The organism is Micromonospora sp. WMMA1998, assembly GCF_027497375.1.
Lineage (GTDB): Bacteria > Actinomycetota > Actinomycetes > Mycobacteriales > Micromonosporaceae > Micromonospora > Micromonospora sediminicola.
Genome location: NZ_CP114911.1, coordinates 4,553,954 through 4,579,423, shown reverse-complemented (window position 1 = coordinate 4,579,423; position 25,470 = coordinate 4,553,954). Strand labels below are relative to the sequence as shown.

At 73.3% G+C, this 25,470-nt stretch carries 22 protein-coding genes and 1 tRNA gene; 6 read left to right on the top strand and 17 right to left on the bottom strand.

Translation table 11 applies throughout. The features are described 5' to 3' along the window. Positions 1-4 precede the first annotated feature (4 nt). Both O7600_RS21045 and O7600_RS21040 read right to left on the bottom strand, forming a co-directional pair. Positions 5-547, bottom strand: coding sequence for a hypothetical protein (locus O7600_RS21045; protein WP_281589865.1), 543 nt, complete (start codon positions 545-547; stop codon positions 5-7). Between the two features lie 61 nt (positions 548-608). Further along, positions 609-800 (bottom strand): hypothetical protein, encoded by a 192-nt coding sequence (locus O7600_RS21040; protein ID WP_281589863.1) that lies wholly within the window; start codon positions 798-800, stop codon positions 609-611. Positions 801-929: 129 nt separating this feature from the next. Between O7600_RS21040 and O7600_RS21035 the strand changes: the two genes are divergently transcribed. Beyond that, positions 930-1,313 carry a hypothetical protein gene (locus tag O7600_RS21035; RefSeq protein ID WP_281589861.1) on the top strand — a complete coding sequence of 128 codons (384 nt, stop codon included), beginning with the start codon at positions 930-932 and terminating at the stop codon, positions 1,311-1,313. A gap of 83 nt (positions 1,314-1,396) precedes the next feature. Next, positions 1,397-2,026, top strand: coding sequence for a VOC family protein (locus O7600_RS21030; RefSeq protein ID WP_281589859.1), 630 nt, complete (start codon positions 1,397-1,399; stop codon positions 2,024-2,026). A gap of 93 nt (positions 2,027-2,119) precedes the next feature. Here O7600_RS21030 and O7600_RS21025 read toward each other — a convergent pair. Beyond that, a tRNA-Thr gene (locus tag O7600_RS21025) sits at positions 2,120-2,193 on the bottom strand. Between the two features lie 131 nt (positions 2,194-2,324). On the opposite strand from O7600_RS21025, the gene O7600_RS21020 reads away from it, so the two are divergent. After that, positions 2,325-4,058 (top strand): metallophosphoesterase, encoded by a 1,734-nt coding sequence (locus tag O7600_RS21020; RefSeq protein ID WP_281589857.1) that lies wholly within the window; start codon positions 2,325-2,327, stop codon positions 4,056-4,058. Between the two features lie 71 nt (positions 4,059-4,129). On the opposite strand, the gene ricT is transcribed toward O7600_RS21020, so the two are convergent. The 6 genes from ricT to tmk form a co-directional block, all read right to left on the bottom strand. Continuing rightward, positions 4,130-4,978, bottom strand: coding sequence for a regulatory iron-sulfur-containing complex subunit RicT (gene ricT, locus O7600_RS21015; protein WP_281589855.1), 849 nt, complete (start codon positions 4,976-4,978; stop codon positions 4,130-4,132). 261 nt (positions 4,979-5,239) lie between these two features. Continuing rightward, positions 5,240-5,908 (bottom strand): hypothetical protein, encoded by a 669-nt coding sequence (locus tag O7600_RS21010; protein ID WP_281589853.1) that lies wholly within the window; start codon positions 5,906-5,908, stop codon positions 5,240-5,242. Next, positions 5,908-6,213 carry a hypothetical protein gene (locus O7600_RS21005; RefSeq protein ID WP_281589851.1) on the bottom strand — a complete coding sequence of 102 codons (306 nt, stop codon included), beginning with the start codon at positions 6,211-6,213 and terminating at the stop codon, positions 5,908-5,910. Before O7600_RS21005 ends, O7600_RS21010 begins: the two co-directional genes overlap by 1 nt. Position 6,214: 1 nt before the next feature. Beyond that, positions 6,215-6,544, bottom strand: a complete 330-nt coding sequence (locus O7600_RS21000) for a YbaB/EbfC family nucleoid-associated protein (RefSeq protein ID WP_099162865.1) — start codon at positions 6,542-6,544, stop codon at positions 6,215-6,217. A gap of 151 nt (positions 6,545-6,695) precedes the next feature. Beyond that, on the bottom strand, positions 6,696-8,012 hold the full coding sequence (locus tag O7600_RS20995; protein ID WP_281589848.1) for a DNA polymerase III subunit delta': 1,317 nt from the start codon (positions 8,010-8,012) through the stop codon (positions 6,696-6,698). Then, positions 8,009-10,165, bottom strand: a complete 2,157-nt coding sequence (gene tmk / locus O7600_RS20990; RefSeq protein ID WP_281589846.1) for a dTMP kinase — start codon at positions 10,163-10,165, stop codon at positions 8,009-8,011. The genes O7600_RS20995 and tmk overlap by 4 nt, the downstream gene beginning before the upstream one ends. 217 nt (positions 10,166-10,382) lie before the next feature. Between tmk and O7600_RS20985 the strand changes: the two genes are divergently transcribed. Next, entirely contained in the window at positions 10,383-11,591 is a 1,209-nt protein-coding gene (locus O7600_RS20985; RefSeq protein ID WP_281589844.1) for an amino acid deaminase/aldolase, read from the top strand. Between the two features lie 65 nt (positions 11,592-11,656). Here O7600_RS20985 and O7600_RS20980 read toward each other — a convergent pair whose 3' ends face one another. Beyond that, positions 11,657-12,232: a TetR family transcriptional regulator gene (locus O7600_RS20980; RefSeq protein ID WP_091583544.1), complete on the bottom strand. Its 576-nt coding sequence runs from the start codon at positions 12,230-12,232 to the stop codon at positions 11,657-11,659. A 228-nt stretch (positions 12,233-12,460) separates the two neighbouring features. Here O7600_RS20980 and O7600_RS20975 point away from each other — a divergent pair, with 228 nt between their 5' ends. Beyond that, complete coding sequence (locus O7600_RS20975) at positions 12,461-13,768, top strand: D-arabinono-1,4-lactone oxidase (RefSeq protein WP_281589842.1); 1,308 nt, start codon at positions 12,461-12,463, stop codon at positions 13,766-13,768. A gap of 62 nt (positions 13,769-13,830) precedes the next feature. On the opposite strand, the gene O7600_RS20970 is transcribed toward O7600_RS20975, so the two are convergent. From O7600_RS20970 to O7600_RS20940, 7 genes are all read right to left on the bottom strand, one after another. After that, the gene (locus O7600_RS20970) at positions 13,831-14,784 is read right to left on the bottom strand and encodes a DUF559 domain-containing protein (RefSeq protein WP_281589840.1); all 954 of its coding nucleotides are present in this window, start codon (positions 14,782-14,784) and stop codon (positions 13,831-13,833) included. A 115-nt stretch (positions 14,785-14,899) separates the two neighbouring features. Continuing rightward, entirely contained in the window at positions 14,900-17,704 is a 2,805-nt protein-coding gene (gene topA, locus O7600_RS20965; RefSeq protein ID WP_281589838.1) for a type I DNA topoisomerase, read from the bottom strand. A 313-nt stretch (positions 17,705-18,017) separates the two neighbouring features. Beyond that, positions 18,018-18,626, bottom strand: a complete 609-nt coding sequence (locus O7600_RS20960; RefSeq protein ID WP_281589836.1) for a hypothetical protein — start codon at positions 18,624-18,626, stop codon at positions 18,018-18,020. Further along, complete coding sequence (locus O7600_RS20955) at positions 18,617-19,156, bottom strand: hypothetical protein (RefSeq protein ID WP_281589834.1); 540 nt, start codon at positions 19,154-19,156, stop codon at positions 18,617-18,619. The genes O7600_RS20960 and O7600_RS20955 overlap by 10 nt, the downstream gene beginning before the upstream one ends. Before the next feature lie 114 nt (positions 19,157-19,270). Then, positions 19,271-21,619 (bottom strand): sodium-translocating pyrophosphatase, encoded by a 2,349-nt coding sequence (locus O7600_RS20950; protein WP_281589832.1) that lies wholly within the window; start codon positions 21,617-21,619, stop codon positions 19,271-19,273. A 293-nt stretch (positions 21,620-21,912) separates the two neighbouring features. Continuing rightward, positions 21,913-22,350, bottom strand: coding sequence for an ATP-binding protein (locus O7600_RS20945; RefSeq protein ID WP_099162872.1), 438 nt, complete (start codon positions 22,348-22,350; stop codon positions 21,913-21,915). Continuing rightward, positions 22,350-22,700: an STAS domain-containing protein gene (locus O7600_RS20940; RefSeq protein WP_091583567.1), complete on the bottom strand. Its 351-nt coding sequence runs from the start codon at positions 22,698-22,700 to the stop codon at positions 22,350-22,352. Before O7600_RS20940 ends, O7600_RS20945 begins: the two co-directional genes overlap by 1 nt. Positions 22,701-22,835: 135 nt before the next feature. Between O7600_RS20940 and O7600_RS20935 the strand changes: the two genes are divergently transcribed. After that, positions 22,836-25,361: a DEAD/DEAH box helicase gene (locus O7600_RS20935; protein WP_281589830.1), complete on the top strand. Its 2,526-nt coding sequence runs from the start codon at positions 22,836-22,838 to the stop codon at positions 25,359-25,361. Positions 25,362-25,470: the final 109 nt, after the last annotated feature.

The following is a 25,470-nucleotide window of genomic DNA, read 5'->3' as shown; positions in this document are numbered from 1 at the left end:
AGCTTCATCTGGTCTGCTCCAGGGCGGCCCGGGCGGCGTCGACGAAGGAGTCCCGGCGCCTCGCCCGTTCCTCGATCGCGGTACGTCGCTGCGGCCCGTGGACGTCAGCCGGCGGAACGCCGTCCGACTCCGCGGCGGCCTCGCCGATCAGTCGCCACAGCTCACGGGACTCGCCGTTGATGCTCGCGGTGACCAGCTCCGCCTCCCGGGCGACCTCCTCCGGCCCTTCGAGCAGCACGATGTTGTACGCCTCGTCGAGACCGCGCAGCGCCTGATACGTCTCCCCGTGGCCCGCCCCACTCTCCTGCCGCCAGTTCCGGTCGAGACTGCGGTACGCCTGGTCGCACGCGCCGAGGAACCCGACGTACGCGTCCCGGCGCCGCTGCGCCCTCTCCGTCGCCCGCTGCTCCGCCCGCTCCTCCCTAGCCCCCGTGAGATGGCTCGTGACCTGGCGGCGGGCGGCCCACGCACCGATCACCCCGGTCATGCCGGCGGCGGCCAGAGTGGACATGGAGGTGATCAGCGCTACGGCGACCGTGTCCTGCACGCCATCCATGATCGCCCATCGGGCGGGCGCGGGCAGGCTCCGGCCCTCGCCGGCGCAATGGTCAGCCTGATCGGCTGACCCAGTAGGTCTGCTTGTGGCCCCGGGCCTCCATCCGCGCCGCCGTCGAGTCCGCCTCCGCCCGGCTGGCGTGCCGGGAGACCTCATACCGGTTGCCGTTGTCGTCCTGCCGCCACACCGTCCAACCCTCGCGCCGGTCCGCCGACGGCGGCCCGTCCGGATCCACGCTCTCCATGCGGCCACGATCCCAGATCACGCCGACCAGCGTCGATCCGGTCGACCGGCTGCCCTCGCGGCTGGCCGGGCCGGCAACAGGGCAGGATCCGCCTACACTGGCCGTGGTCCGATCCGCCGGGAGTACGGAATGAGCCTCGACATCGCCGTGTGGGTGCCGGACGACGACGCCCACGCCGGCCGGGTCGTCGTGGCGGATCCGCCGGGAACCAGTACGGCGGTGGGCGCCGAGAGCTTTCGCCATCAGCTGTGGGGTTCGGCAGCCGCCCGGCGGCTCGGCGCGACGATCCTGCCGCAACTGGCGGACATCACCGTCGAGAACCGCGGGAATCTCCAGGTCCCACCCGATCGGCTCGACGCCTTCGAGCAGGAGTGCGCGCTCCTGGCGGAGAACGTCGGGCACCTGTCCGCCGCGACGGGACACGACGCGGATGGGATCCTCCGGTATCTGGCCACCATGCGGCACGCCGTGACGCGCGCCAGGGCGGTCGGTGGTGGCGTCGTCATCTGGTAGTGGCGGCACGACCGGGGAAGCCGATTCAGGGCTCGGTCACGATCGCTGGCCCGGTAACCAGCGGCCCTGTTAGCTTCGCTGGCATGGCTGAGCAGATCACCGCCGGGCAGTTCCACGAGGCCGACGGTGTCGAGGACTGGCGGTGCCTCTACCACCTGGTCTCGGCCCACTTCCGGACCGGTTCGCTGGCCGACGGCGTTGCGCTCGTCGATGAGATCGGTCAGCTCGCCAGCGAGACCGAGCAGCAGTACCTCAGTCTCGACCTGCGCCACGCCGGCGTCACCGTGTCCCTGTCTCGGCGCGACATCGGGCTGGCCCGCCGGATCTCGGCCGCCGCCAGGGCACTCGACATTCCCGCCGACCCGACCGCCGTGCAGCTCATCAACGTCACCCTCGACGCACTCGTCAGCGCGAAGGTGCTGCCGTTCTGGCGGGCGCTGCTCGGTTACCGCCAGATCGGCGACGACTACCTGGCCGACCCGGCACGCCGCGGCCCAGGCATCGGGGTGCAGAAGATGGACGAGGCGCGTCCACAACGCAACCGCATGCACCTCGATGTCGCCGTCCCGCACGAACAGGCCGAGGCCCGCGTCGCCGCCGCCCTGGCCGCGGGCGGCCACCTCGTCTCCGACGCGCACGCGCCGAAGTGGTGGGTCCTTGCTGACGCCGAGGGCAACGAGGCATGCGTCGCCACCTGGGTCGGCCGCGAGTAGCGCCGTTCTGCGCACCTGCCCTGGACTCGCCGGCGAGGTCGTCGACCGTGGGAAACGACGAAGCCCAGGTCGATGACCTGGGCTTCGGTACCGAGCCGCCTGACGGAATCGAACCGTCGACCTACGCATTACGAGTGCGTCGCTCTAGCCGACTGAGCTAAGGCGGCAACGATCGTCAAGTGTACGGCACGTCCCGCCGGGAGCCGAACGGGATACCCCCACACCGGAACCGGACATCGGGCACATCTGCCCGAGCACGGGAGAGACTTCCCGTCCGGACCGGACTACCCTGCGGCGGGTGACCGAGGATCACGAACCACCCCGACCGTCCCCCGCGGCGCACCCGGGCGAGCGGGCCTCCCGCCGCCCGCTGAGCATGGACCCCCGGGAGCTGGGCTTCACCCCGCGCCCACCGGTCCCCTGGCTCGCGCCGCTGCTGTTGATCAGCACCGGCCTGCGGACGCTGCTCGCCATGCTGTTCGGCGCGTACCTGGACAAGCGTGAGCTGCAGAACGCCTTCGGCGACGACACGTTCCGGCAGGTCGGGCCGGACGGCGGGCTCTGGCTCGACTACGTGGCCGACCTGGGGGACGGCTTCGACGCTACCTACTCGATCGCGTACCTGCTGGCTCAGCCGGAGCTGACGGTGGACGGGCACCGGCTGCCCCGCGCGCAGACGCTGGTGATGGGCGGCGACCAGGTCTACCCGTCGGCGGGCTACGAGGCGTACGAGGACCGGTGCAAGGGCCCCTACCAGGCCGCGTTGCCGGTCGCCCCGCCGGAGCGGCCGACGCTCTTCGCGGTGCCGGGCAACCACGACTGGTACGACGGTCTCACCGCGTTCCTGCGGCTGTTCGTGCGCTCCCGGGACCGGCACTTCGCCGGCTGGGGCACCGGCCAGTCCCGCTCGTACTTCGCCGTCGAACTGCCGGCGGACTGGTGGCTGCTCGGCCTGGACGACCAGTCCGGGTCGTACCTGGACGATCCGCAGCTCACCTACTTCGACCAGGTCGCCCGCAAGCTCACCCCGCGGTCCAAGGTGATCCTGGCGGTGCCGGCGCCGACGTGGGTCAAGGCCGTCGACCACCCCAACGCGTACGACTCGATCGACTACTTCATCCGTACCATCGTCGCGCCCACCGGGGCGCAGGTACGGGTGCTGGTCTCCGGCGACCTGCACCACTACGCCCGCTACGCCGGCCCGGAGCGGCAGCTCATCACCTGCGGTGGCGGCGGCGCCTACCTCTACCCCACCCACCACCTGCCGGAGCGGTTGGAGGTGCCGCCGCGCGACACGCTCACCCGGCGCGCCAGCCGCACCCGCGAGTACGACCTGGCCGCCCGCTACCCGGACCGAGCCCGTTCCCGGCGGTACGGCTGGGGCATCTTCGGCCGGTTGCCGTTCCGGAACCCGGGCTTCACCACCCTGCTCGGCACGGTGCACACGCTGCTCATGCTGGCGATGGCCGGGGTGGCCGCGCAGCGGGCCGACTCCACCGCGCAGCGGCTGTTCAGCGTGCCGTTGGTGGCGATGCTGGTGGTGACGTTGCTGGGTGCGGCGTTCTTCGCCAAGCCGCCCAGCGCGGGCGGGAAACGGCACGCCCGGCACTGGATCCTCGGCGTGACACACGGGGTGGCGCAGGTGGCGCTGGCCGCCGGTGGCACCTGGGTCTGGCTGCACCTGCCGTTCTACGACTGGCCGTGGCCGTGGCCGGCGGTCGCCGCGGTCGTCCTCTACGGTCCGGCAAGTGGGCTGGTCGCCAGCCAGGTCGTGGCGCTCTACCTGCTGGTGGCGGGCGCGTTCGGGGTCAACCTGAACGAGCTGTTCGCCGCCCAGGGCATCGAGGACTCGAAGGCGTTCCTCCGGTTCCGGATCGACCCGGACGGCACCTTGACCATCTATCCGATCGCCCTGGACCGGGTGGCCCACGCCTGGCAGCTCAACCCCGACGACTCCCCCACCGCCCCCTGGCTGACCCCGAAGACCCCGCTGACCCCCCGCCTGGCCGAACCCCCCGTCACCCTCCACTGACCAAGCGCGTTGATCATGAGGTTGGCGGCACGGAACGCGATCAACTTCGCCGCCAACTTCATGGTCAACACCTAGGAGGAGGGGGTGTTGTAGTGCTGGTCGTGGGCCTGGCGGGGGGCGCAGACGGAGGCGCGGCTGCACTGGCAGCGGGAGCCGTCGGCGTCCAGCCGGACCGTCACCGCGTCCCGCGGGACGCTGTGGCCGACCACCTTGCCCTCACCCTCGGGGGTGGAGACGCGGCTGCCGACCGCCGGGGCGGACTCCTGGAACCGCTGGTAGAGCGGGTGCTCGTACTTCAGGCAGCACATCAGCCGCCCGCACGCTCCGGAGATCCGCAGCGGGTTGAGCGGCAGGTCCTGGTCCTTCGCCATCCGGATCGTCACCGGCTCGAAGTCGGTGAGGAAGGTGGCGCAGCACAGGTCGCGCCCGCAGGAGCCGATGCCGCCCTGCACCCGCGCGGAGTCGCGGGCGGAGAGTTGCCGCAGCTCGACCCGGCAGTGCAGCGTCGCGCCCAGGTCGCGCACCAGCGAGCGGAAGTCCACCCGGTGCGGCGCGGTGAAGTAGATCGTGGTGCGGTCGCTGCCGTTCTCGGGCGTGGCGAGGACGTGGTCGACGGCGACCACCTTCATCGGCAGGCCGTGCTCACGAATCAGCCGCTTGGCGGCCACCTTCGCCTCGGCCTTGCGGCGGCGCAGCAGGTCGTCGCGGCGCAGGTCGTCGTCGCCGGCGAGCCCGGCCAGCCTGGGGAAACCGTCGGTGTCCTCGGTGACCCACTGCGCGGCCCAGACGCACTCGGCCACCTCGGGCCCCTCGTCGGTGGGCACCAGCACCCGGTCACCCACCTGCGGGCGCAGTTCGCCCGGGTCCAGGTAGTAGAGGCGCCCGTACCGGTTGAAGCTGACCGCGCAGAGCATGCCCATGTGCCCCACCCTACGCGGAGGCTCGCCGGCGGACGGCCGACCGGCCACCGTCCGGTCACCCGACGCAGCGATCCATCCCGATCAACCCGACCGAAGCGTCTCCCACGCCTCGCCCGGACGGCTGAATCCTGGGCCGGGCGCGGGACAAACGCCGACCGACCGCGTTGAGTGAAGGCATACCTGCGGGGGGTGCAGGGGAAGGCCACGGCGTCGCCGCCGGTGCCCGGCCACGGCCGGATCGGCGTGCGACGCCGTGGACCGTCAGTAGCCGATCCGGGTGGTGCCGCCGTAGCGCGGCGCGGTGGCGGCCCGGTCCCGCCACGTCGTCTCGGCCAGGCTCGGCCCCCACTGGCGCAGCAGCGTCTCGGCGCCGTCGTAGGCCACCCCGAGCACCGAGAGCACCCGGGTGGCGATCTCCGCCGCCGCCGATGCCCCGACCCGGCCCGCGTCGCCGGCCGGCCGACCGGCCGCGTGCACGGTGACCGCCTCGGCCGAACCCAGCGCCTCGGCGAGCACCCGGGCCAGGGCGGCCCGGCTGCTCTCCACCCAGCCAGCCAGCGCGTCGGCGTAGCCCGCGGTGGACTCCAGCCGCCCGACCAGGCTCTCCGGCCCCTCGTCGAGGTGCCGCAGCAGGGCGCCACGGGCCTCGTCGTAGGCCGCGGCGGCCGACCCGGACCAGGCGACGTGGTCGGTGAGCAGGGCGCAGGTGTCGTCGTAGCCCCGGACGAGCCGGCGCACGGCGTGGCCGGCGCCGGTCAGCGGCGCGGGGTGCAGGTCGAGGAACTCGCGCACGGCCGCACCGGGGAGCACCTGCATCCGGCGCAGCAACGGCCAGAGCCGGTGCCCCTCGGGCGCGCCGGCGGCGAGCAGCGTGTCGACCCGGGTGAGCAGGTCGAGGCCCGGCTCGGCCAGGCGGTCGAGCGCGTCCATCAGGCCTCCCGGGCCAGCCGGCGGGCCACCGCGTCGTCGGCCGCCGCGTAACGGTCGGCGGCACTGCGCAGGGCGGCCGCGGCGGCGGCCAGCCGGGTGGCGGCGGCCTGGGCCTCGCGCGCCCGGTCGGCGGTGGCAGCGGTCCACTGCCGGTGCAGCGCGCGCCCCACCTCACCGGGCCGGCCGGCGGCGTGGGCGCCGAACGCGGGGTGTGGCGGGTCGGTGGCGGTCACCGTGCGGGCCAGCGTGGCGAGGGTCGCGCCGGCCTCATCGAGGCGGGCGGCGAGCGCGCGCAGCGTCTCCATGTCAGGCTCCCGCCAGCGGCCGGTAGGCCGCGAAGGTCTCGTTGTGCAGCTTCTCCCGGGCCCACTGCGCCGCGTCGGCGGCGGCGGTCACCGCGGCCTGCACCGAGCCGGCCACGTCGCGCGGGCTGCGCTGGTGCAGCGGCCCGAGGAAACGCACGTCGGTAATCCGCCCCCCGGCGGTCACCACCACCTCGACGAGCCCGTCGGGTGAGCGGACGGTGACCTCGACCGTGGCCACCGCCTGGTCGAACTCGGCCTGCAGGGTCTCGATGCGGCGGTAGCGCCGCACCGCCTCCTCGATCCAGGCCTCGTCGATCTCCCCCCGCGGCATCGGCGGACTCCTCCCGGCCGGTCGGCGGCGCCGGCCCTCCGGCGTCGCCCTTACTGAGCGTGCCGCCTTCGTCACCGCGGCATCACCGGACCGTACCGCACGTCAATCGCGCCTGTCGATGCCCTGTGGACAGGCCCGGGGTGGGGTGGGGTCAGCCCCGCCAGAGGGACAGCATCATCGCCTCCACCGCGATCCGCGGCTTGACGTTCGCCTCGATCGCCGCCCGGCACTCCAGCACCGCCTCCAGGCGGCGCAGCGTGCCCTCGGCCTCCCACTTCTGCGCACCGGCCCCGGCCAGCGCCGCCGTGTCGGTGTGCACCGGGGCGACCGGCGCCCGCAGCGCCATGGTGAGCGCATCCCGGTAGAACCCGGCGAGGTCGACGAGCGCCCGGTCCAACGCGTCCCGCTGGGCCCGGGTGGCCCTCGACTTCTGCCGCTTCTCCAGATCCTTGAGCTGGCCGGCGGCCCCCCGCATGGCGCCGGCGGCGCCCCGGCCGGTGCCGCCCGCGCCGAGCGCGGTCTGCAGCGCCGCCCGCTCCGCCTCGTCGGCCTCCGCGACCGAGGCGGCGGCCTCCGCCTCGGCGGCCTCGATCAGCGCCGAGGCCGCGTCGAACGCGGCGCCCACGCCGGTGAGCCGGCGCGGCACCGCGAGCACGGCGTCCCGCCGCTGCCGCGCCTCCGGGTCGCGGGCCAACCGCCGAGCCCGGCCCACGTGCCCCTGCGCGGCCGCCGCGGCCCACTCGGCGACGTCCGGCGCGATGCCGTCCCGGCGGACCAGCACCTCGGCCACCGCGCCGGCCGGCGGCTGGCGCAGCGGCACGACCCGGCACCGGGAGCGGATGGTCACGGAGACGTCGTCCGGGTGGGTCGAGGGGGCGCAGAGCAGGAAGACGGTACGCGGCGGCGGCTCCTCGACCGCCTTGAGCAGCGCGTTGCCGGCGGCCTCGGTCAGCCGGTCGGCGTCCTCGATGATCACGACCTGCCACCGGCCGCCGGACGGCGTGCTCGCCGCCCGCAGCACCAGCGCGCGCATCTCGCCGACGCCGATGGAGAGCCCTTCGGGCACCACCAGCCGGACGTCGGCGTGGGTGCCGGCCAGCGTGGTGTGGCAGCCCGGGCAGCGGCCGCACCCGGTGCCGTGGACGCACTGGAGGGCGGCGGCGAAGGCGCGGGCGGCCACCGACCGGCCGGACCCGGGCGGCCCGGTGAAGATCCAGGCGTGGGTCATCCCGGCGCCCGGGTCGGCGGCGGGGGAAGCCACCGGGCCGTCCGCGCCGGGCTCGTCGAACTCCTCGGCGAGCGCGTCGAGGTCGTCGTGCCCCTCGGAGTCCCCGGCGCCGGCCGGTGCGCCCGCGTGGGCCGCGACCGGCGCGGCGGCACGTAGCTGCGCGGCGGCCGAGGCGGCGGCCCGCCGCAGCGTGGCCACCGCCTCGTCCTGCCCGACCAGGTCGCCGAAGACATCCGTCATCGGCGGGTCTGCTCCATCGTCACCAGCTCCGCGTCGGATAACTCGGGCTGGACCGAGGTGTCCGGGCCCTGCGCCGGGCGCGGGTGCACGATCGCGGCCGGATCGACCAGGAACTCGTCCACCCGCCGGGCGACCACGTCGGCGATTTCCTCGACCGGACGGGACGCGTCCAGCACCAGGTAGCGCTTCGGGTCACCGGCGGCCAGGTCGAGGAAGGCGTAGCGGACGCGCTCGTGGAACGCCAGCGACTCGGCCTCCAGCCGGTCGGCGCCCTCGTTGCGGGCCTCCACCCGGCCCAGCCCGGTGCGCGGGTCGACGTCGAGCAGGACCACCAGGTCGGGCTTGAGGCCGCCAGTGGCCCAGGAGGAGAGCCAGGAGACCTCGTCGACCGGCAGCGTCCGGCCGGCGCCCTGGTAGGCCAGGGACGAGTCGACGTAGCGGTCGCTGACCACCACCGCGCCGCGAACCAGCGCCGGACGGACCACGGTGGCGACGTGGTGGGCGCGGTCGGCGGCGTAGAGCAGCGCCTCGGCCCGCGGCGACGGCGTGTCGTCGTGGGTGGTGCCCAGCACCAGTGAGCGGATCCGTTCGCCGACGCCGGTGGCGCCCGGTTCGCGGGTGACCACCACGTCGCGGCCCTGGCCGCGCAGCCGCTCGGCGAGCGCGGCGAGCTGGGTCGACTTGCCGGCGCCCTCGCCGCCCTCGAAGACCACGAACAGGCCGCTGGAGACGAACGGCTCGGCCGGCATCAGCGGCCGGCCCCGGATCGAGCCCCAGAGGTCGGCGAGGACCGGTACGCCCTTCTTGTCGTCCATCTGCCCGAACGCGCTGATCCCCGCGAAGATGCCGGCCGCGCCGGCGGCGAGCAGCAGCAGGCGGGTCGAGGAGATGGAGATGCCCAGGTCGGCGATGGTGAGCTGGCGGGAGCCGCCGACGCCGACCAGGAGGCTGCTCAGCGCGATGGCCAGGATCAGCACCAGCCGGGTGCCGATCTGCACCACCGCGAAGACCCGGCCGCGCACCTCGTCGGCGACCTCGCCGCCGAGCAGCGTGGTGCCGGCCAGGAACGCCATGCCGGCGCCGGCGCCGACCAGGATCGCGCCGACGATGGCCATGGACAGGTGGATGGCGAACGCGAGCACCAGCACGGACGCGCTGGCCAGCACGATGCTCATGCCGAACCAGCGGCGGCGGGACATGTCCCGCACGATCATCGGGCCGAGCCCGATGCCGAGCGCCAGACCGACGAAGATGGCACCGAAGAGCAGGGAGAACGCGGCGTCGCCGGCGCCGAGCGAGTTGGCGAAGAACTTGGCCGTGCCGACCACGATGCCGCCGCCGGCGAAGGCGCCGAAGATGCCGAGCACCAGGCCCCGCACCAGCGGCGTCTGGCCGATGAACTTCCAGCCCTCGGCGAACTGGCGGAACATGCTCTGCTCGGCGCGCTCCCCCTCGCCGCGCTGAGCCTCGCTGATCTCCTTGATCCCGAACGCCACCACGAGCGCGGTGGCCAGCCGGGAGAAGGCGTTGAACCAGAGGGCGAGCTGGGCCGGCTCGGCCCAGTCGGGCAGGTCACCACCGACCGCCCCGCGTACGCCCCGGTCGAGCACGGCCAGCGCGACGGCGGCGGCCACCGGGGTCAGCCCGTACGTGGTGATCAGCGTGAGCTGGTTGGCCGCCTCCAGCCGGGTACGCGGGATCAGGTTGGGGACCGCCGCCTCCTTGGCCGGGATCCACATCAGGGTGATCGACTCGATCAGGAAGGTGGCGATCAGCGCCCAGCCGACCACCAGGCCACCGGCCGCGCCGGTGAGCGCGTAGAGCGGGATCGAGGCGAAGAGCACGAAGCGCAGCAGGTCGCAGATGACCATCGTCCACCGCCGGTCGAACCGGTCGGCGAAGACGCCCGCCACCGGGCCGAGCACCAGCGCCGGCAGCAGCCGGATGGCGGTCACGCCGCCGAAGGCCGCGCCCTGGGCGGTGCTGCCGGACACCTGCGAGGCGGCGAAGAGCGCGGTGGCGAGCAGGCCGAGCCAGTCGCCGAAGGAGGCCGCGCTGAGCACGATCCACAGCCGGCGGAACGGCCGGATGCGCAGCACCGAGCGGATGGCCGCGATCCCGGAGCGGTCGGCCTGTGTGCCGGGCGACGACACGCCGGGCGACTCGCCGTTCTTCTGGCTTTCGATGGCCGTACCTCCACGTGCCGGCCCAGATGTGGGCATCCCCGGTGGAACACTCTAGTCGCGCAGAGGGCGCCGCCCCCCGCGACATTCACCTGCTCGCCGAGCCTAGGCCGCCGGGACCACCGCCCGCAGCCCGGACAGACGCGAGGGTATTTCGCATTGCCGTCCAGACAGTTAGCGTGCAGACGTGGCCATCGACCGTGCCGAACTTCGCGATCGTCTCGACCGGGCGACCGCCCACCTCGACCCGCCGTACGCGGTGGTCGATCTCTCCGCGTTCGACGCCAACGCGGACGCGCTGGTCGGCCGGGCCGGCGACAAGCCGCTGCGGGTGGCGAGCAAGTCCGTGCGGGTTCGCGAGCTGCTGACCCGCGCGCTCGCGCGCCCCGGTTGGCACGGTGTGATGGCCTTCACCCTGCCCGAGGCGGTCTGGCTCGCCCGGACCGGCGTCAGCGACGACGTGCTGGTGGCGTACCCGACCGCCCACCGGGCGGCGCTCGCGGAGCTGGCCGCCGACCCGGCCCTCGCCGACGCGGTGACGCTGATGGTCGACGACACCGGACAGCTCGACCTGATCGACCGGGTCTGCCCGCCCGGCCGCCGCCCCGCCCTGCGGATCTGCCTCGACCTCGACGCCTCCTGGCGACCGCTGCGGGGTCGGGTCCACGTCGGCGTGCGCCGCTCCCCGGTGCACAGCGCCCGGGCGGCCGGCACGCTCGCCGCCGCCGTCGCCGGCCGGGCGGGCTTCCGGCTGGTCGGCCTGATGTCGTACGAGGCACAGATCGCCGGCCTCGGCGACGCCCCGCCCGGGAAGGCGGTGCTCGGCTCGGCGATCCGGGTCGCCCAGCGCGGGTCGTACCGGGAACTGCTGGCCCGCCGGTCGGCGGCGGTCGCCGCGGTCCGCGAGCACGCCGACCTGGAGTTCGTCAACGGCGGCGGCACCGGCAGCGTGGCCGCCACCAGCGCCGACCCGGCCGTCACCGAGGTCACCGCCGGCTCGGGCCTGTACGGGCCGACGCTGTTCGACGCGTACCGTGCCTGGCGGCCGACCCCGGCGGCGTTCTTCGCCTGCGCGGTGGTCCGCCGGCCGACACCGGGGCTGGCCACCGTGCTCGGCGGCGGTTGGATCGCCTCCGGCCCGGCGGCGGACAGCCGACTGCCCCGGCCCTGGTTGCCGGCCGGGTTGACGCTGCTCGGCGCTGAGGGCGCGGGCGAGGTCCAGACGCCGCTGGCCGGGGACGCCGCGAGCGACCTGCGGGTCGGCGACCGGGTGTGGTTCCGGCACGCCAAGGCCGGTGAGGTGTGCGAGCACGTCAACGAGGTGCACCTGGTCGAGGGCGACGCGGTGGTCGCGACCGTGCCCACCTACCGGGGTGAGGGGCGGGCCTTCCTCTGACCGGACCGGGACGTGACGACGGCGGGTCCCGGCGCACTCGCAGAACCCGCCGCTCGGCGTGCCGCTCAGCCCTGGTGGACGACCCCCGTCGGAGCGTCGACCTGCCGGTGCAGGTATTCCCGGATGAGCGCCTTCGCCTCGACCAGCACCCGCTCGTCGCCGTCGGTGCGCCGGCGGAACGCCAGCTTGATCAGGGCGTCCGCGGCCTCTACCGCGACCTCCAGGTGGAACCGCAGGTCGGGCACGCCGGCCAGACCGAACCGTTCGGTGAGCACGCGGGCGAGCTGCTCCGCGATGACGCCGTTGTTATCCCGCTGGTCGTCCAGCAGGTGCAGGTCGACCACGTCGCCGAAGTGCAGGGTACGGAAACCGGGGACGGTGCGGTGCATCGAGATGTACTCGTCGATCGCCGCGTCGACGCCGTCCCACCAGTGGGTCAGGTCGTCCGAGGCGAACCGCTCGTCGAGCCGCTGGAGGTAGGACTCCATGGTGCGCAGCGTCAACGCCTGCACGATCGCCCGCTTGTCCGGGAAGAACTGGTAGACCGACCCGATCGCCACCTCGGCACGCTCGGCGAGCAGGGTCGTGGTCAGCCCCTCGTACCCCACCTCGTCGACGAGCTCGGCGCAGGCGTCCAGCATCCGCTGGACCCGCGCGACACTTCGACCCTGCACCGGTACCCGACGCAGCGGCCCGGTCGTGGCGGCTGGTGTGGACACTCGGCGCCACCCCCCTTCGACGGATGAACATATCTGCACGTCACGAGTCTGTGACTACCGGTACAACGAGCCGGGCTCGATTGCGGTATTTACCAGGCACAACGTTCCTGATATGAATTCAGTTCATATTCATGTCGAGGAGTGGCCGTCATGACCGGTACCCCCGTCGCCTGGTCCAACTGGGCCGGCAACCAGCACAGCACGGCGCTCCTCACCGTGCGTCCGCGGACGGTCGACGACGTCGCCGAGGCGGTCCGCCAGGCCGGCGCCGCCGGTCGGACGGTCCGGGCGATCGGCAGCGGTCACTCCTTCACCGCCGCCGCCGTGGCCGACGGGCACCGGCTGGACCTCGCCGACCTGGAGACCGACGTCACCGTCGACGTGCCGCGCCGCCTGGTCACCGTACCGGCCGGGATGACGCTGCACACGCTCAACGAACTGCTCGCCGGGCACGGGCTGGCGATGCCCAACCTCGGCGACATCGACGCCCAGACCATCGCCGGCGCGCTCTCCACCGGCACCCACGGCACCGGCGGCAAGCTCGGTTGCCTCTCCACCTTCGTGACCGCGCTGACGCTGGTCACCGGCACCGGTGAGGTGCTGCGCTGTTCGGCCGAGGAGCACCGCGACGTGTTCGACGCCGCCCGGGTCGGGCTCGGCGCGGTCGGCGTGCTGGTCGAGGTCACGCTGCGCTGCGTGGACGCCTTCGTGCTGCGCGCGCACGAACGGCCGGCCCCGCTCGCCGAGGTGCTCGACGACCTCCCGGGCCTCTACGAGCGGCACGACCACGCCGAGTTCTACTGGTTCCCCTACACGGACCGGGTGCAGGTCAAGGCCAACGACCGAGTACCCGCCGACGACCGGCCGCTGCCCCGCTGGCGTGGCTGGCTGGATGACGAGTTCCTCTCCAACACCGTCTTCGCCGGCGCCTGCCGGCTCGGCCGGGCCGTGCCCGCCCTCGCGCCCCGGATCAGCGCCGTCTCCGCCCGCGCGCTCACCGAACGCACCTACACCGGCCGCTCCGACCGCGTCTTCTGCACCCCGCGCCGGGTCCGTTTCGTGGAGATGGAGTACGGGCTGCCCCGCGACGCGCTGCCCACCGCGCTCGCGGAGCTGCGCCGGATCGTCGACCGGATGCCGTTCAAGGTGCTGTTCCCGGTCGAGGTGCGGTTCACCGCCGCCGACGACATCTGGCTGTCCCACTCCTACGGGCGGGACTCCGCGTACATCGCCGTGCACCAGTACGTGGGGATGCCGTACGAGCCGTACTTCCGCGCGTTCGAGCAGGTGGCGACCGAGTTGGGCGGGCGTCCGCACTGGGGCAAGCTGCACTGGCGGGACGCGGAGTCCCTGGCCACCGCCTACCCGAGGTTCGCCGACTTCCAGTCCCTCCGCACCCGCCTCGACCCCCACAACCTCTTCACGAACCCATACCTGCGCCAGATCCTCGGCTCCTGACCAGATCTTGGAAGCGGAGGGCTCTCCCGGGGGCCTTCATCTTCCAAGATCTGCTCCGGTCGTCATCCCGGCCACCCGGCGGCCCGTAGGGCGGCGCGGAGTTGGGCGACAACTGTTGTTGGATCGGCGCGCAGGGCCCACGAGGGGAAGCGGAGCACGCGGTCGCCCTCGACCCACAGATCGTTCTGCCGCCGCATGTCCGCCCAGGCGTGCGCCGGATCCAGATGCTGCCCGCCGTCCACCTCGACGTGCACCCGCCACTGCTCGAAGTATGCGTCGAGGTAGCGCCGGCGGCCGGAGGAGTCGCGACGGATCACCTGGCGCGTCGGTTCGGGCAGGCCGGCGTCGCGTACGAGACCGAGCAGGTCCAGTTCGCCGAGGGAGTGTGCACCGCCGGCCGCATCGGTGGCGGTGGACAGGATCAGACGCCGGCGACGGATCCTGGGCATCCGCTCCACCACCTCGTGCAGGTCGTCGCCACCCACCAGCCGCTGCTGAAAGGCGGCCGCGACGATCGTGCGGGCCTGCGTGTCGGTCGACGCCCACTGCGCCGCGTCGATCACCGATCGGGCCGCCGCCGTCTGGGGCGGCGCCACGACCGGCACCACATCGGTGTCGGGCAGATGGGTCGTCCGGTGCGCCAGCACACCGGTCGGCAGCGGGGATCGACGGGTCGTGGCGGGCAGGAGCAGATGGACCACCCGGTCCGGGAATCCACGCAGCCCGCCCGCCTGAGCCGCGGTCATGCCCGCCAGGAGCGCGGTGGGACCGGCCGCCAGCACCGCGATCCACCGGAGCTGGGCGGGACCGACCGGACCGTTGTGCGCGACGAGAACCGCGCGATGCGCCTGCCGCCACCGCCCGGTCGTCACCCGGTGACGGATCGCCCTGCGGGTGAGATGCGCCCGTGCCTGCTGGAGGCTGAGCACGTCCTCCTGCCGGAAGAGAATCCAGGTCAATTCGTCCGCGTCATCCGACGGCAGCGCCCGCCGCATCCCCGCCCAGGAACCCGCCACCCACCCGACACTGCCCGCCCGGTGCCCTTCTCCGCCGCCCCCGTGGACAACCGCAAGATCTTGGAAGAAAAGGGCCCTCATAGGGGCCGTTTCCTTCCAAGATCTTGGGGACGGGTCACTCCTTCGGGGTTGAGGTCGCCTTCTTGGGGGCGGCCTTTTTCGCGGGGGCCTTCTTGGCGGCTGTGGTCTTCTTGGCCGCGGTTGTGGTCTTCTTCGCGGCGGTGGTCTTCTTGGCGGGGGCGGCCTTCTTCGCCGCCTTCTTCTTCGGGGCCGGACCCTTCGCCCGCTTCTCGGCGAGCATCTCCGACGCCTGCTCCAGCGTCAGCTCCTCCGGCGTCTGCCCGCGCCGCAACGACGCGTTGAACTCGCCGTCGGTCACGTACGGCCCGAAGCGCCCGTCCTTGATCACCAGCGGCTTCTCGGTCAGCGGGTCGGCGCCCATCTCCCGCAGCGGCGGCGCGGCGGCGCGACGACCACGCGTCTTCGGGGCGGCGAGCAGGGCCAGCGCCTCGTCGAGGGTGACCGTGAACATCTTGTCCTCGGACTCCAGCGAGCGGAACTCCTCGCCCCGCTTCACGTATGGCCCGTAGCGACCGTTGTTGGCGAAGACCTCCACGCCGTCCGGGGCCACACCGACCAGCCGGGGCAGGCTGAGCAGCTGCAACGCCTGGTCCAGGGTGAGGCTGTCCGGCGACTGCGAGCGCAGCAGCGACGACTTGCGATCGCCGCTGGCCACGTACGGGCCGAACCGGCCGGACTTGAGCACGATCGGCTCGCCGGTCGACGGGTCGTCGCCGAGCTTGCGCTCACCGCCGCCGCCGAGGAACAGCTCGTGCACCTTCTCCGGGGTCAGCTCGTCGGGCGCCAGGCCCTCCGGGATCGGCGCCCGGTCACCCTGCGGGCCGCCCTCCTCGCCCTCACCGGCGGGCGTGACCTGCTCGCCGCCCGGCAGTTCGCGCTGGAGGTACGGCCCGTACCGGCCGACCCGGACGACGACCTCGCGGCCCTCGTCGTCGGTGAACAGCGGGATCGAGTTGACGCTGCGCGCGTCGATCTCGCTGAGGTTCTCGGTGACCAGCTTCTTCAGCCCGCCGGCGTGCGCGATGGCCTGGTCGCCGGTGCCGTTGGCGCTGCCGAAGTAGAAGGAGGTGAGGAAGTCGACGGCGGCGTGGTCGCCGCCGGCGATCTCGTCCAGCTCGTTCTCCATGCTGGCGGTGAAGTCGTAGTCGATCAGGCGCGGGTAGTGCCGCTCCATCAGCCCGATCACCGCGAATGCCAGGAACGACGGGATCATGGCCTGGCCGCGCTTGACCACGTATCCACGGTCCTGGATGGTCTGCATGATCGACGCGTACGTGGAGGGGCGGCCGATGCCCAACTCCTCCAGCGCCTTGACCAGCGACGCCTCGGTGTAGCGCGACGGCGGCTGGGTGTGGTGGCCCTGCGCGGCCAGCTCGTCGGCGGTGAGCGGCTGGTCCTTGACCAGCGTGGGCAGCCGCCGCTCGGCGTCCTCCGCCTCGGCGTTCTCGTCGTCGCTGGACTCGACGTACGCGCGCAGGAAGCCCGGGTCGGTGATGGTCTTGCCGGTGGCGCCGAAGTCGGCCTCCTCCTGGGCGGAGGAGACGGCCCGGATACGCACCGAGACGCTGGAGCCGACCGCGTCGGTCATCTGCGAGGCGATGGTGCGCCGCCAGATCAGCTCGTAGAGCTTGAACTCCTCGGCGGACAGCTCCTTGGCCACGTCGCCCGGGGTGCGGAAGTTGTCCCCCGCCGGGCGGATCGCCTCGTGCGCCTCCTGGGCGTTCTTCACCTTGCCGGTGTAGCGGCGCGGCTCCGGCGGCACGCTGCGCTCGCCGTACAGCTCGACGATCTGCCGGCGGGCCGCCGTGATGGCGGTCTCCGACAGGTTCACCGAGTCGGTACGCATGTAGGTGATGTAGCCGTTCTCGTAGAGCCGCTGCGCGGTGCGCATCGTCTGCTGCGACGAGAACCGCAGCTTGCGGGCCGCCTCCTGCTGGAGCGTGGAGGTGATGAACGGCGCGTACGGGCGGCGACGGTAGGGCTTCTCCTCGACCCGGGTGACCGTGAACGGCCGGTCCGCGAGGCGGGCGGCCAGCCCTCGGGCCCCGCTCTCGTCGAGGTGCACGACGCCCGCGCCGGCGCGAACGCGGCCCGTGGTCGGCTCGAAGTCCTTGCCGGTGGCGATCCGGTCGCCGTTCAGCGCGACCAGGGTGGCGTTGAAGGTACGCGGCCCCTCGCCCGGCTTCGCCACCGCCAGGGTGGCCAGGATGTCCCAGTATTCGGCGGTGCGGAACGCCATCCGCTGGCGCTCCCGCTCGACCACGATCCGGGTCGCCACGGACTGCACCCGGCCCGCCGAGAGCTTCGGCATGACCTTCTTCCACAGCACGGGGGAGACCTCGTAGCCGTAGAGCCGGTCCAGGATCCGCCGCGCCTCCTGGGCGTCCACCAGGTCGCGGTCGATCTCCCGAGGGTTCGCCACCGCGGCCTGGATGGCCGGCTTGGTGATCTCGTGGAAGACCATCCGCTTGACCGGCACCTTGGGCTTGAGCGTCTCCACCAGGTGCCAGGCGATCGCCTCGCCCTCGCGGTCCTCATCCGTGGCCAGGAAGATCTCGTCGACCTCCTTGGCCAGCTTCACCAGCTTGCTGATCTGCTGCTTCCGGTCGGCGGAGACCACGTAGAGCGCGTGGAAGCCGTTGTCGACGTCGACGCCGAGCCGGGCCCAGGGCTCACCCTTGTACTTGGCCGGCACGTCGGCGGCGTTGCGGGGCAGGTCCCGGACGTGGCCGAAGCTGGCCTCCACGACGTACCCCGGGCCGAGGTAGCCCGAGATCGTCTTGGCCTTCGCCGGTGACTCGACGATGACCAGACGGGTGGTTCCAGCGTTGCTCGGCACGTCTCTCCCCGACCTCACTCCTACGCCACGCCCGCTTCGGGCCGTGTTTCGCCCATCCGGACCGCCGGCGGTCCGGATGTCCAACGTAACGCGCCGTCCGCGTCCCGGGTTTCGTGGGCGGCAAACGGGCCGCCTCCCCCGGCGCCCCGGCCGCACCCTGCCGGACGGCGCCACCGTACACCGTGGGTAGGGCACCGGGCGGGTCACTGTGACGATCGCGCACCCCCGGCGGAGCGGTCACCCGTCGTTTTCCGGCCCAAACCACCGCCGGGCGTGTCCGGGATCGGACAGCCGGTGGGGTTGCGTCGGCGGATCAGCCGTGCGAGCCCGGCCACTCGGCCGCCGGGGCGGCCGACGGACGCTCCCCGACCAGCTCCGCGAGCCGGTTCATCCGCCGTCCCCCGATCCGGTACGCAGGCCCGCCCTCGCCCGGTTCGACGAACGCGGCCGGCAGCCCGACCGCCGCCAGCGCCGCCCGCACCGACGGCCAGCACGGCTCGTCGTCGGGACCGAGCCGGAGCCGGAACCCGGCCGGTTCGGCCGTCCCGGCCGCCGCCGCCCAGAGCCGCAGCCGCCGCCCGTCCAGGTGGAACCGGGCCGGTGGTCGCTTCGCGGCACCGCGCAGCCAGGCCCGCGCGAGCGGTGCCAGCGTGGTCGAGTACGCGGTGCGCACCCGGTGCCGGCCGTCCTCGGTCGGCTCCCAGCTCGCCGGCACGCCCCGCGCGCCCAGCTCGGCCACCAGCACGTGCACCCGCCAGGCGGCGTCCACCACCACGGAGATCCGGGCGGTACCGCCCATCCGCACCACCTCGCCCGGCCCGGCGAGCAGGCCGGCGAGATCCGCCAGCGCGGGGTCGGCCGCCTCGGTGGAGAAGAGCGAGGGCTGGCGGGCCGGTTTCGGGGTGGGAGGGGTCAGCGACACTCCGGGACCTCGTCGAAGGCCTCTTTCAGTTCGGGCGAGTTGAGCCTGCTGGTGTCCAGCGCGCTCGCGTCGTACTCCTTGTTGAGCGTGTCCACGGCGGCGCGCACGCCGTCGTAGAACGGACCGGCCTGGGCGGTGTCGAGCCCGTCGATGGTGTCCCGGGCCCGCCCGTACGCGTCCCGCATCTTGCTCAGCGAGCCACGGAACCCGGCCGACACCTCGTCGCCGTGCTCGACCTCCGGCACGCCCGCCTCCTCGACCTTGCGCCGGGCCGTCTCGCTGGCCTGTTCGGCGCCGGCGAAGAGCCGGACCAGGTTCTCCCTGGCCTGCGCCGGGGTGGTCCGCGCGGTCATCTGCTGCTGGGTGCTGCTGGTGAGCTTGGAGATCTCCGCCCGCCAGGGGGTGAGCGCCTGGCAGACCGACGCCGCCCAGGCGCGCGGGCTGGGACCGCCGCACCCGGCGACGACGAGGACCAGCGTGGCCAGGACCACCGTGAGCTTTCCGGCGGTTGCCGCCCGGCGCGTACGCATGCGTTGCAGCGTACGACCTCAGGGAGGAACTGCCACCGGTCAGGTTTCGTGCACGGGACCGCCGGACGGCACGGTTCCCGGCCGGCCGGGGCCGACCGGGAACCGTCGCGTCACTCAGGCGTTGACCGTCTCCGGGCGCTGGTCCGGGGTGCCCGCACCGCTGTCGGAGTTGTCCATGGCGACGCCCTTGCGCTTGCTGAACACCACCGCCGCGGCGATGATCAGCGCGGCCACCACGGCGATCGTGATACGCAGCGCGGGGTTCTTGTCGTCGCCCACGCTCCAGGCCACCACGGCCGGGGCGATCAGCAGCGAGACCAGGTTCATCACCTTGATCAGCGGGTTGATCGCCGGGCCGGCGGTGTCCTTGAACGGGTCGCCGACGGTGTCGCCGATGACCGTGGCGGAGTGCGCCTCGGAACCCTTGCCGCCGTAGGCGCCGTCCTCGACCAGCTTCTTGGCGTTGTCCCAGGCGCCACCGGAGTTGGCCAGGAACACCGCCATCAGCGTGCCCGCGCCGATCGCGCCGGCCAGGTAGGAGGCCAGCGCGCCCGGGCCGAGGCCGAAGCCGACCGCGATCGGGGCCAGGATGGCCAGCAGGCCGGGGGTCATCAGCTCGCGCTGCGCGTCCCGGGTGCAGATGTCCACGACCTTGCCGTACTCGGGCCGCTGGGTGCGGTCCATGATGCCGGGCAGCTCGCGGAACTGCCGCCGCACCTCCATCACCACGGCGCCGGCCGAGCGGGAGACCGCGTTGATGGCCAGGCCGGAGAAGAGGAAGACCACCGCCGCGCCGATGATGAGGCCGACCAGGTTGCGCGGGTTGGCCACGTTCAGCGAATTGAGGATCTCGGCGCCGACGTCGCCCACGCCCGCGTCCGCGTACGAGGTCCGCAGCGTGTCGGTGTACGAGCCGAACAGCGCGGTCGCGGCCAGCACCGCGGTGGCGATCGCGATGCCCTTGGTGATCGCCTTGGTGGTGTTGCCGACCGCGTCCAGCTCGGTCAGCGTCCGCGCGCCGTGCTCGTCGATGTCACCGGACATCTCGGCCACGCCCTGCGCGTTGTCGGAGATCGGGCCGAACGTGTCCATGGCGACGATGACGCCGACGGTGGTGAGCAGGCCGGTGCCGGCCAGCGCGACCGCGAACAGCGAGAGCGTGATGGAGCTGCCGCCGAGCAGGAACGCGCCGAACACGCCGGCGCCGATGAGCAGCGCGGAGTAGACCGCCGATTCCAGGCCGACGCTGATGCCGGCGAGGATGACGGTGGCCGCGCCGGTCTGCGAGCTCTTGCCGATGTCCTGCACCGGGCGCCGGTTGGTCTCGGTGAAGTAACCGGTCAGCGCCTGGATCGCGGCGGCCAGCACGATGCCGATCACGACCGCGCCGATGGCCACCAGCCGCGGGTTGCGGTCGACGTCGGTCAGCCCGCCCTCCAGCTCGCCGAACGTCGCCGGCAGGTACGCGAACGCGGCGATCGCCACCAGCACCGCGGAGATCACCGCGGAGAGGTAGAAGGCCCGGTTGATCGCGGTCAGGCCGTTGCGGTCGCTGGTACGCAGCCGGGTGATGAAGACGCCGACGATCGCGACCAGCACACCGATGGTGGAGATGATCAGCGGGAAGACCAGGCCGTCCTCGCCGAACGCGGCGCGACCCAGGATCAGCGCGGCGACGAGCGTGACCGCGTACGACTCGAACAGGTCGGCGGCCATGCCGGCGCAGTCGCCGACGTTGTCGCCCACGTTGTCGGCGATGGTGGCGGCGTTGCGCGGGTCGTCCTCCGGGATGCCCTGCTCGACCTTGCCGACCAGGTCGGCGCCGACGTCGGCGGCCTTGGTGAAGATGCCGCCGCCGACCCGCATGAACATGGCCAGCAGCGCGGCGCCGAAGCCGAAGCCCTCCAGCACGGTGGGGGCGTCACCCCGGAACAGGATGACGACCAGCGCCGCGCCGAACAGGCCGAGGCCGACGGTGAGGAAGCCGACCACGCCGCCGGTGCGGAACGCGATCTTCATGGCGCCCTCGCGCCCGCCTTCGCGCTCCCGGGCGGCCGCGGCGACCCGCAGGTTGGCCCGGGTGGCCAGCCACATGCCGGCGCCGCCGATGAACGCGCTGAACAGCGCACCCACCACGAAGAACGCCGACCGGCCGATCTTCACCAGGGTCTCGTTGCCGTCGGTGTCGTGCACCGGCAGCAGGAAGAGCAGCACGACGGCGATCACCACGAAGATCGCCAGGGTGCGGAACTGCCGCAGCAGGTACGCGGACGCGCCCTCCTGCACCGCCCCGGAGATCTCCTGCATGTTGGTGGTTCCCGTACCGGCTGCCAGGACCGCCCTGGTGAGGGCGGCCGCGAAGACGAGCGCCACCAGCGCGATGACCGCGGCGATGACGACGTACGTCACGTTGGCTCCGGTAAGGGACAGGGCGCCGCCGTCGGCGGCCAAGGTCCCGGACATCTATGTCCTCCTGTACCGAACACTCGCGCCGACTCGTGGAGACGCACGGGCCGACGCCTGGATGCGAACTCGCCAGCGCGCGCCATCCACCCGTTTCCGCTGGCCGCGGGCAGCGATCACTTGCTGACAACCCGGGTACTGTAGCCCTCCGGCGTGGTGAGGGTCACACCGAGGGGGCACCGTGTCTCGATGATCTTCGTAACTGTGTTATGCGAGGAAATCTGATATATAGGGCGGTCGACACGACGAGGCCGCGCTCCCCGACGGGGAACGCGGCCTGCGGGCGGACAGGTTCAGGCGCGGCCGGCCGGCCAGGCCATCCGGACCTCGGTGCCGACACCGTCGTCGACCGGGCGGACCTGGAGGTCCTCCACGAAACCGGCGAGCAGGGCGAAGCCCACCCCGGTGGTGAGCGCGTCCTCGCTGAGCGACTCCTTCGCCAGCTCGTCCGGGCCGAGCGCGGCCAGCCCGAGGCCCGCCTCGATCGGGGCCCGGTCCACCACCCGCACCGAGTAGCCGCCGCCGTCGGACATCTCCACGTAGACCGGCTCGGCCAGCCCGTACTGCCGGTGCAGCGCCACCGCCCGGGTGCACGCCTCACCGATGGCCAGACGCACCTCGTCGAGCAGGTCCTCGCGTACCCCGGCCCGCCGGGCCACCGCGACGCCGACCAGACGGGCGGTGCGCACGTGCACCGGGGCCGGGGAGAAGGACAGCTTGACGGTCGCCATCACGCGCCGGTGGTGTCGGCGGCGATGGCCGCGTCGACCGTCGGGTGCAACGGGAAGACCTGGTCCAGGGCGGTGATCCGGAAAATCTTGAGCAGCGGCTCCTTGTCGCAGACCAGGGCGAACGAGCCGCCGGCCGCGCGCAGCCGCTTCAACGCGCCGACCAGCACGCCGAGCCCGGTCGAGTCGAGGAAATCGACCCGACCCAGGTCCACGACGACGCGGTGGGCCCCGCCGTCGATCAGCTCCAGGAGTCGTTCGCGCAGGCGGGGGGCGGTGTAGACATCCACCTCACCGCCGACCTCGAGCACCGTGTGCTCCCCCACGGTGCGGGTCGCCAGCGACAGCTCCATCGGCCCCTCCTCGGTAAACTCTCCTGGGCATCTAACCATCCCCGCCGTGCGACCCCTCGGGTCACCGGTCGAGGCCCTCCCCATACCCCCACCCTGCGGTTCCCAATTCCGAACACCAGTGCGAGAGTGCAGGACGTGACCAACGACAGGCCCGGCCCCCGGCGCGCGCCGGCCGAGCTGCTGCACCGGTTGCGCCTGCGGCACGCCGCCGACCCGGTCACCCACGTCGAGCGGGTGCCGGCCCGCGCGGGCGAGCCGGTCGGGTGGCCCGGCTGGGCGCCCGAGGAGCTGCGGGCGGCGTTCGCGCGCCGCGGCGTCGCCGCCCCGTGGCGGCACCAGGCCGAGGCCGCCGAGCTGGCGTACGCGGGCCAGCACGTCGTGGTGGCCACCGGCACGGCGTCCGGCAAGTCCCTGGCCTACCAGCTGCCGGCGCTCGGCACGCTGTTGGCCGACCCGCGCGCCACCGTGCTCTACCTGGCCCCCACCAAGGCGCTCGCCGCCGACCAGCTGCGCGCCGTCGCCGGCCTGGAACTCGACGGGGTACGCCCCGCCACCTACGACGGGGACACGCCACGCGCCGAACGGGAGTGGATCCGCCGGCACGCCCGCTTCGTGCTGACCAACCCGGACATGCTGCACCACGGCATCCTGCCCGGGCACGCGCACTGGTCCGGCTTCCTGCGCCGGCTCGCGTACGTGGTGGTCGACGAGTGCCACACCTACCGGGGCGTCTTCGGCTCGCACGTCGCACACGTGCTGCGGCGGCTGCGCCGGCAGTGCGCCCGCTTCGGGCGTTCACCCGTCTTCTTGCTGGCCTCGGCCACGTCGGGCGACCCGGCGACGGCGGCCGGGCGGCTCACCGGCCTGCCCGTCACCGCCGTCACCGAGGACACCTCGCCGCGCGGCGGGGTGACGTTCGCGCTCTGGGAACCGCCGCTGCTGCCGCCCACCGACTCGTCCGTCGACGCCGACCTCGTCCAGGTCCGGCGCTCCGCGTTGCGGGAGACCGCCGACCTGCTCGCCGACAGCGTGGTCGAGGGGGTACGCACGCTCGCGTTCGTCCGGTCCCGCCGGGGCGCCGAGGTGGTCGCCGCGAACGCCCGCCGGGCGCTCGACGAGGCGGTGCCCGGGCTGGGTGGCCGGGTGGCCGCCTACCGGGCCGGCTACCTGCGCGAGGAACGCCGGGAGCTGGAACGGGCGCTGCTGCACGGCGACCTGCTCGGCCTCGCCTCCACCAACGCGCTCGAACTCGGCGTCGACCTGGTCGGGCTGGACGCGGTGCTGATCTGCGGCTGGCCCGGCACCCGGGCGTCGCTGTGGCAGCAGGCCGGCCGGGCCGGGCGCTCCGGGGACGAGGCCCTGGCGGTGCTGGTGGCCCGGGATGACCCGCTCGACACCTACCTGGTGCACCACCCGGAGGCGCTGTTCGGGCGACCCGTCGAGGCCACCGTGCTCGACCCGGCCAACCCGTACGTGCTCGCGCCGCAACTCGCCTGCGCCGCCCACGAGGCCCCACTTACCCCGGCCGACCTGGACCTGTTCGGCGAGGGCGCGAAGGAGGCGGTGGACTCGCTGGTCGAGGCGGGGGCGCTGCGGCAGCGGCCCACCGGCTGGTACTGGCGGCACCGGGAACGGCCCGAGGTCGACCTGCGCGGCGAGGGCGGCGCACCGGTCTGCGTGGTGGAGGAGTCCACCGGCCGGCTGCTCGGCACCGTCGACGGCGGGTCGGCGCACTTCCTGCTGCACACCGGCGCGGTCTACCTGCATCAGGGCGTCTCCTACGTGGTCGACTCGCTCGACCTGGCCGACGGGTGCGCGCTCGTGCACGCCGAGGAGCCGGACTGGTCCACCCACGCCCGCGACGTGACCTCGCTGTCCGTGGTCTCGGTCCGCTCGTACGTGGACGCCGGCCCGGTCGGGCTGTTCCTCGGCGAGGTGGACGTGACCAGCCAGGTGGTGTCGTACCAGCGGCGGCGCATCGCCACCGGCGAGGTCATCGACACCCGCCCGCTGGACCTGCCCGCGCGGGAGCTGCGCACCGTCGCGGTCTGGTTCACACTCTCCCCCGGGTCGCTGGCCTCCGCCGGCGTGCAGGCGGCGGACGTGCCGGGCGCGCTGCACGCCGCCGAGCACGCCGCGATCGGCCTGCTGCCGCTGATGGCGACCTGCGACCGGTGGGACATCGGCGGCCTCTCCACTGCGCTGCACCCGGACACCGAGGCGCCGACCGTCTTCGTCTACGACGGCCACCCGGGCGGGGCGGGCTTCGCCGAGCGGGCCTACGGGACGGCCGCCGGGTGGCTGCGTGCCACCCGGGACGCGATCGTCGAGTGCGGCTGCGAGACCGGGTGCCCGTCCTGCGTCCAGTCCCCGAAGTGCGGCAACGGCAACAACCCGCTGGCCAAGCCGGAGGCGGTCAAGGTCCTCGACGTGGTGCTCGCCAACCTCGCCACGGCCGGCGCGGGCCGGCCCGGGGGCGACGGTCCGGGCGCGGGCCGGCCCGGGGGCGACGGTCCGGGCGAGGCCCGGCCGGGGGGCGACGGTCCGGGCGAGGCCCGGCCGGGGGGTGACGGTCCGGGCGCCGGCCGGAGCGGAACGCTGCCGCGGCAGGGCGAACGGACGGTTCTCCCCTCACCCACCGGGTCCGGCGCTTCGGACTGACCGGCCTCACCGGCCGCCACCTCGGGGAAATGGCGACATCGACTGGCCGCCAACCCCGCCACATCGCCGAGCCGGTGTGGATCATGCGAGTGCCGTACCGAGGTCTGGT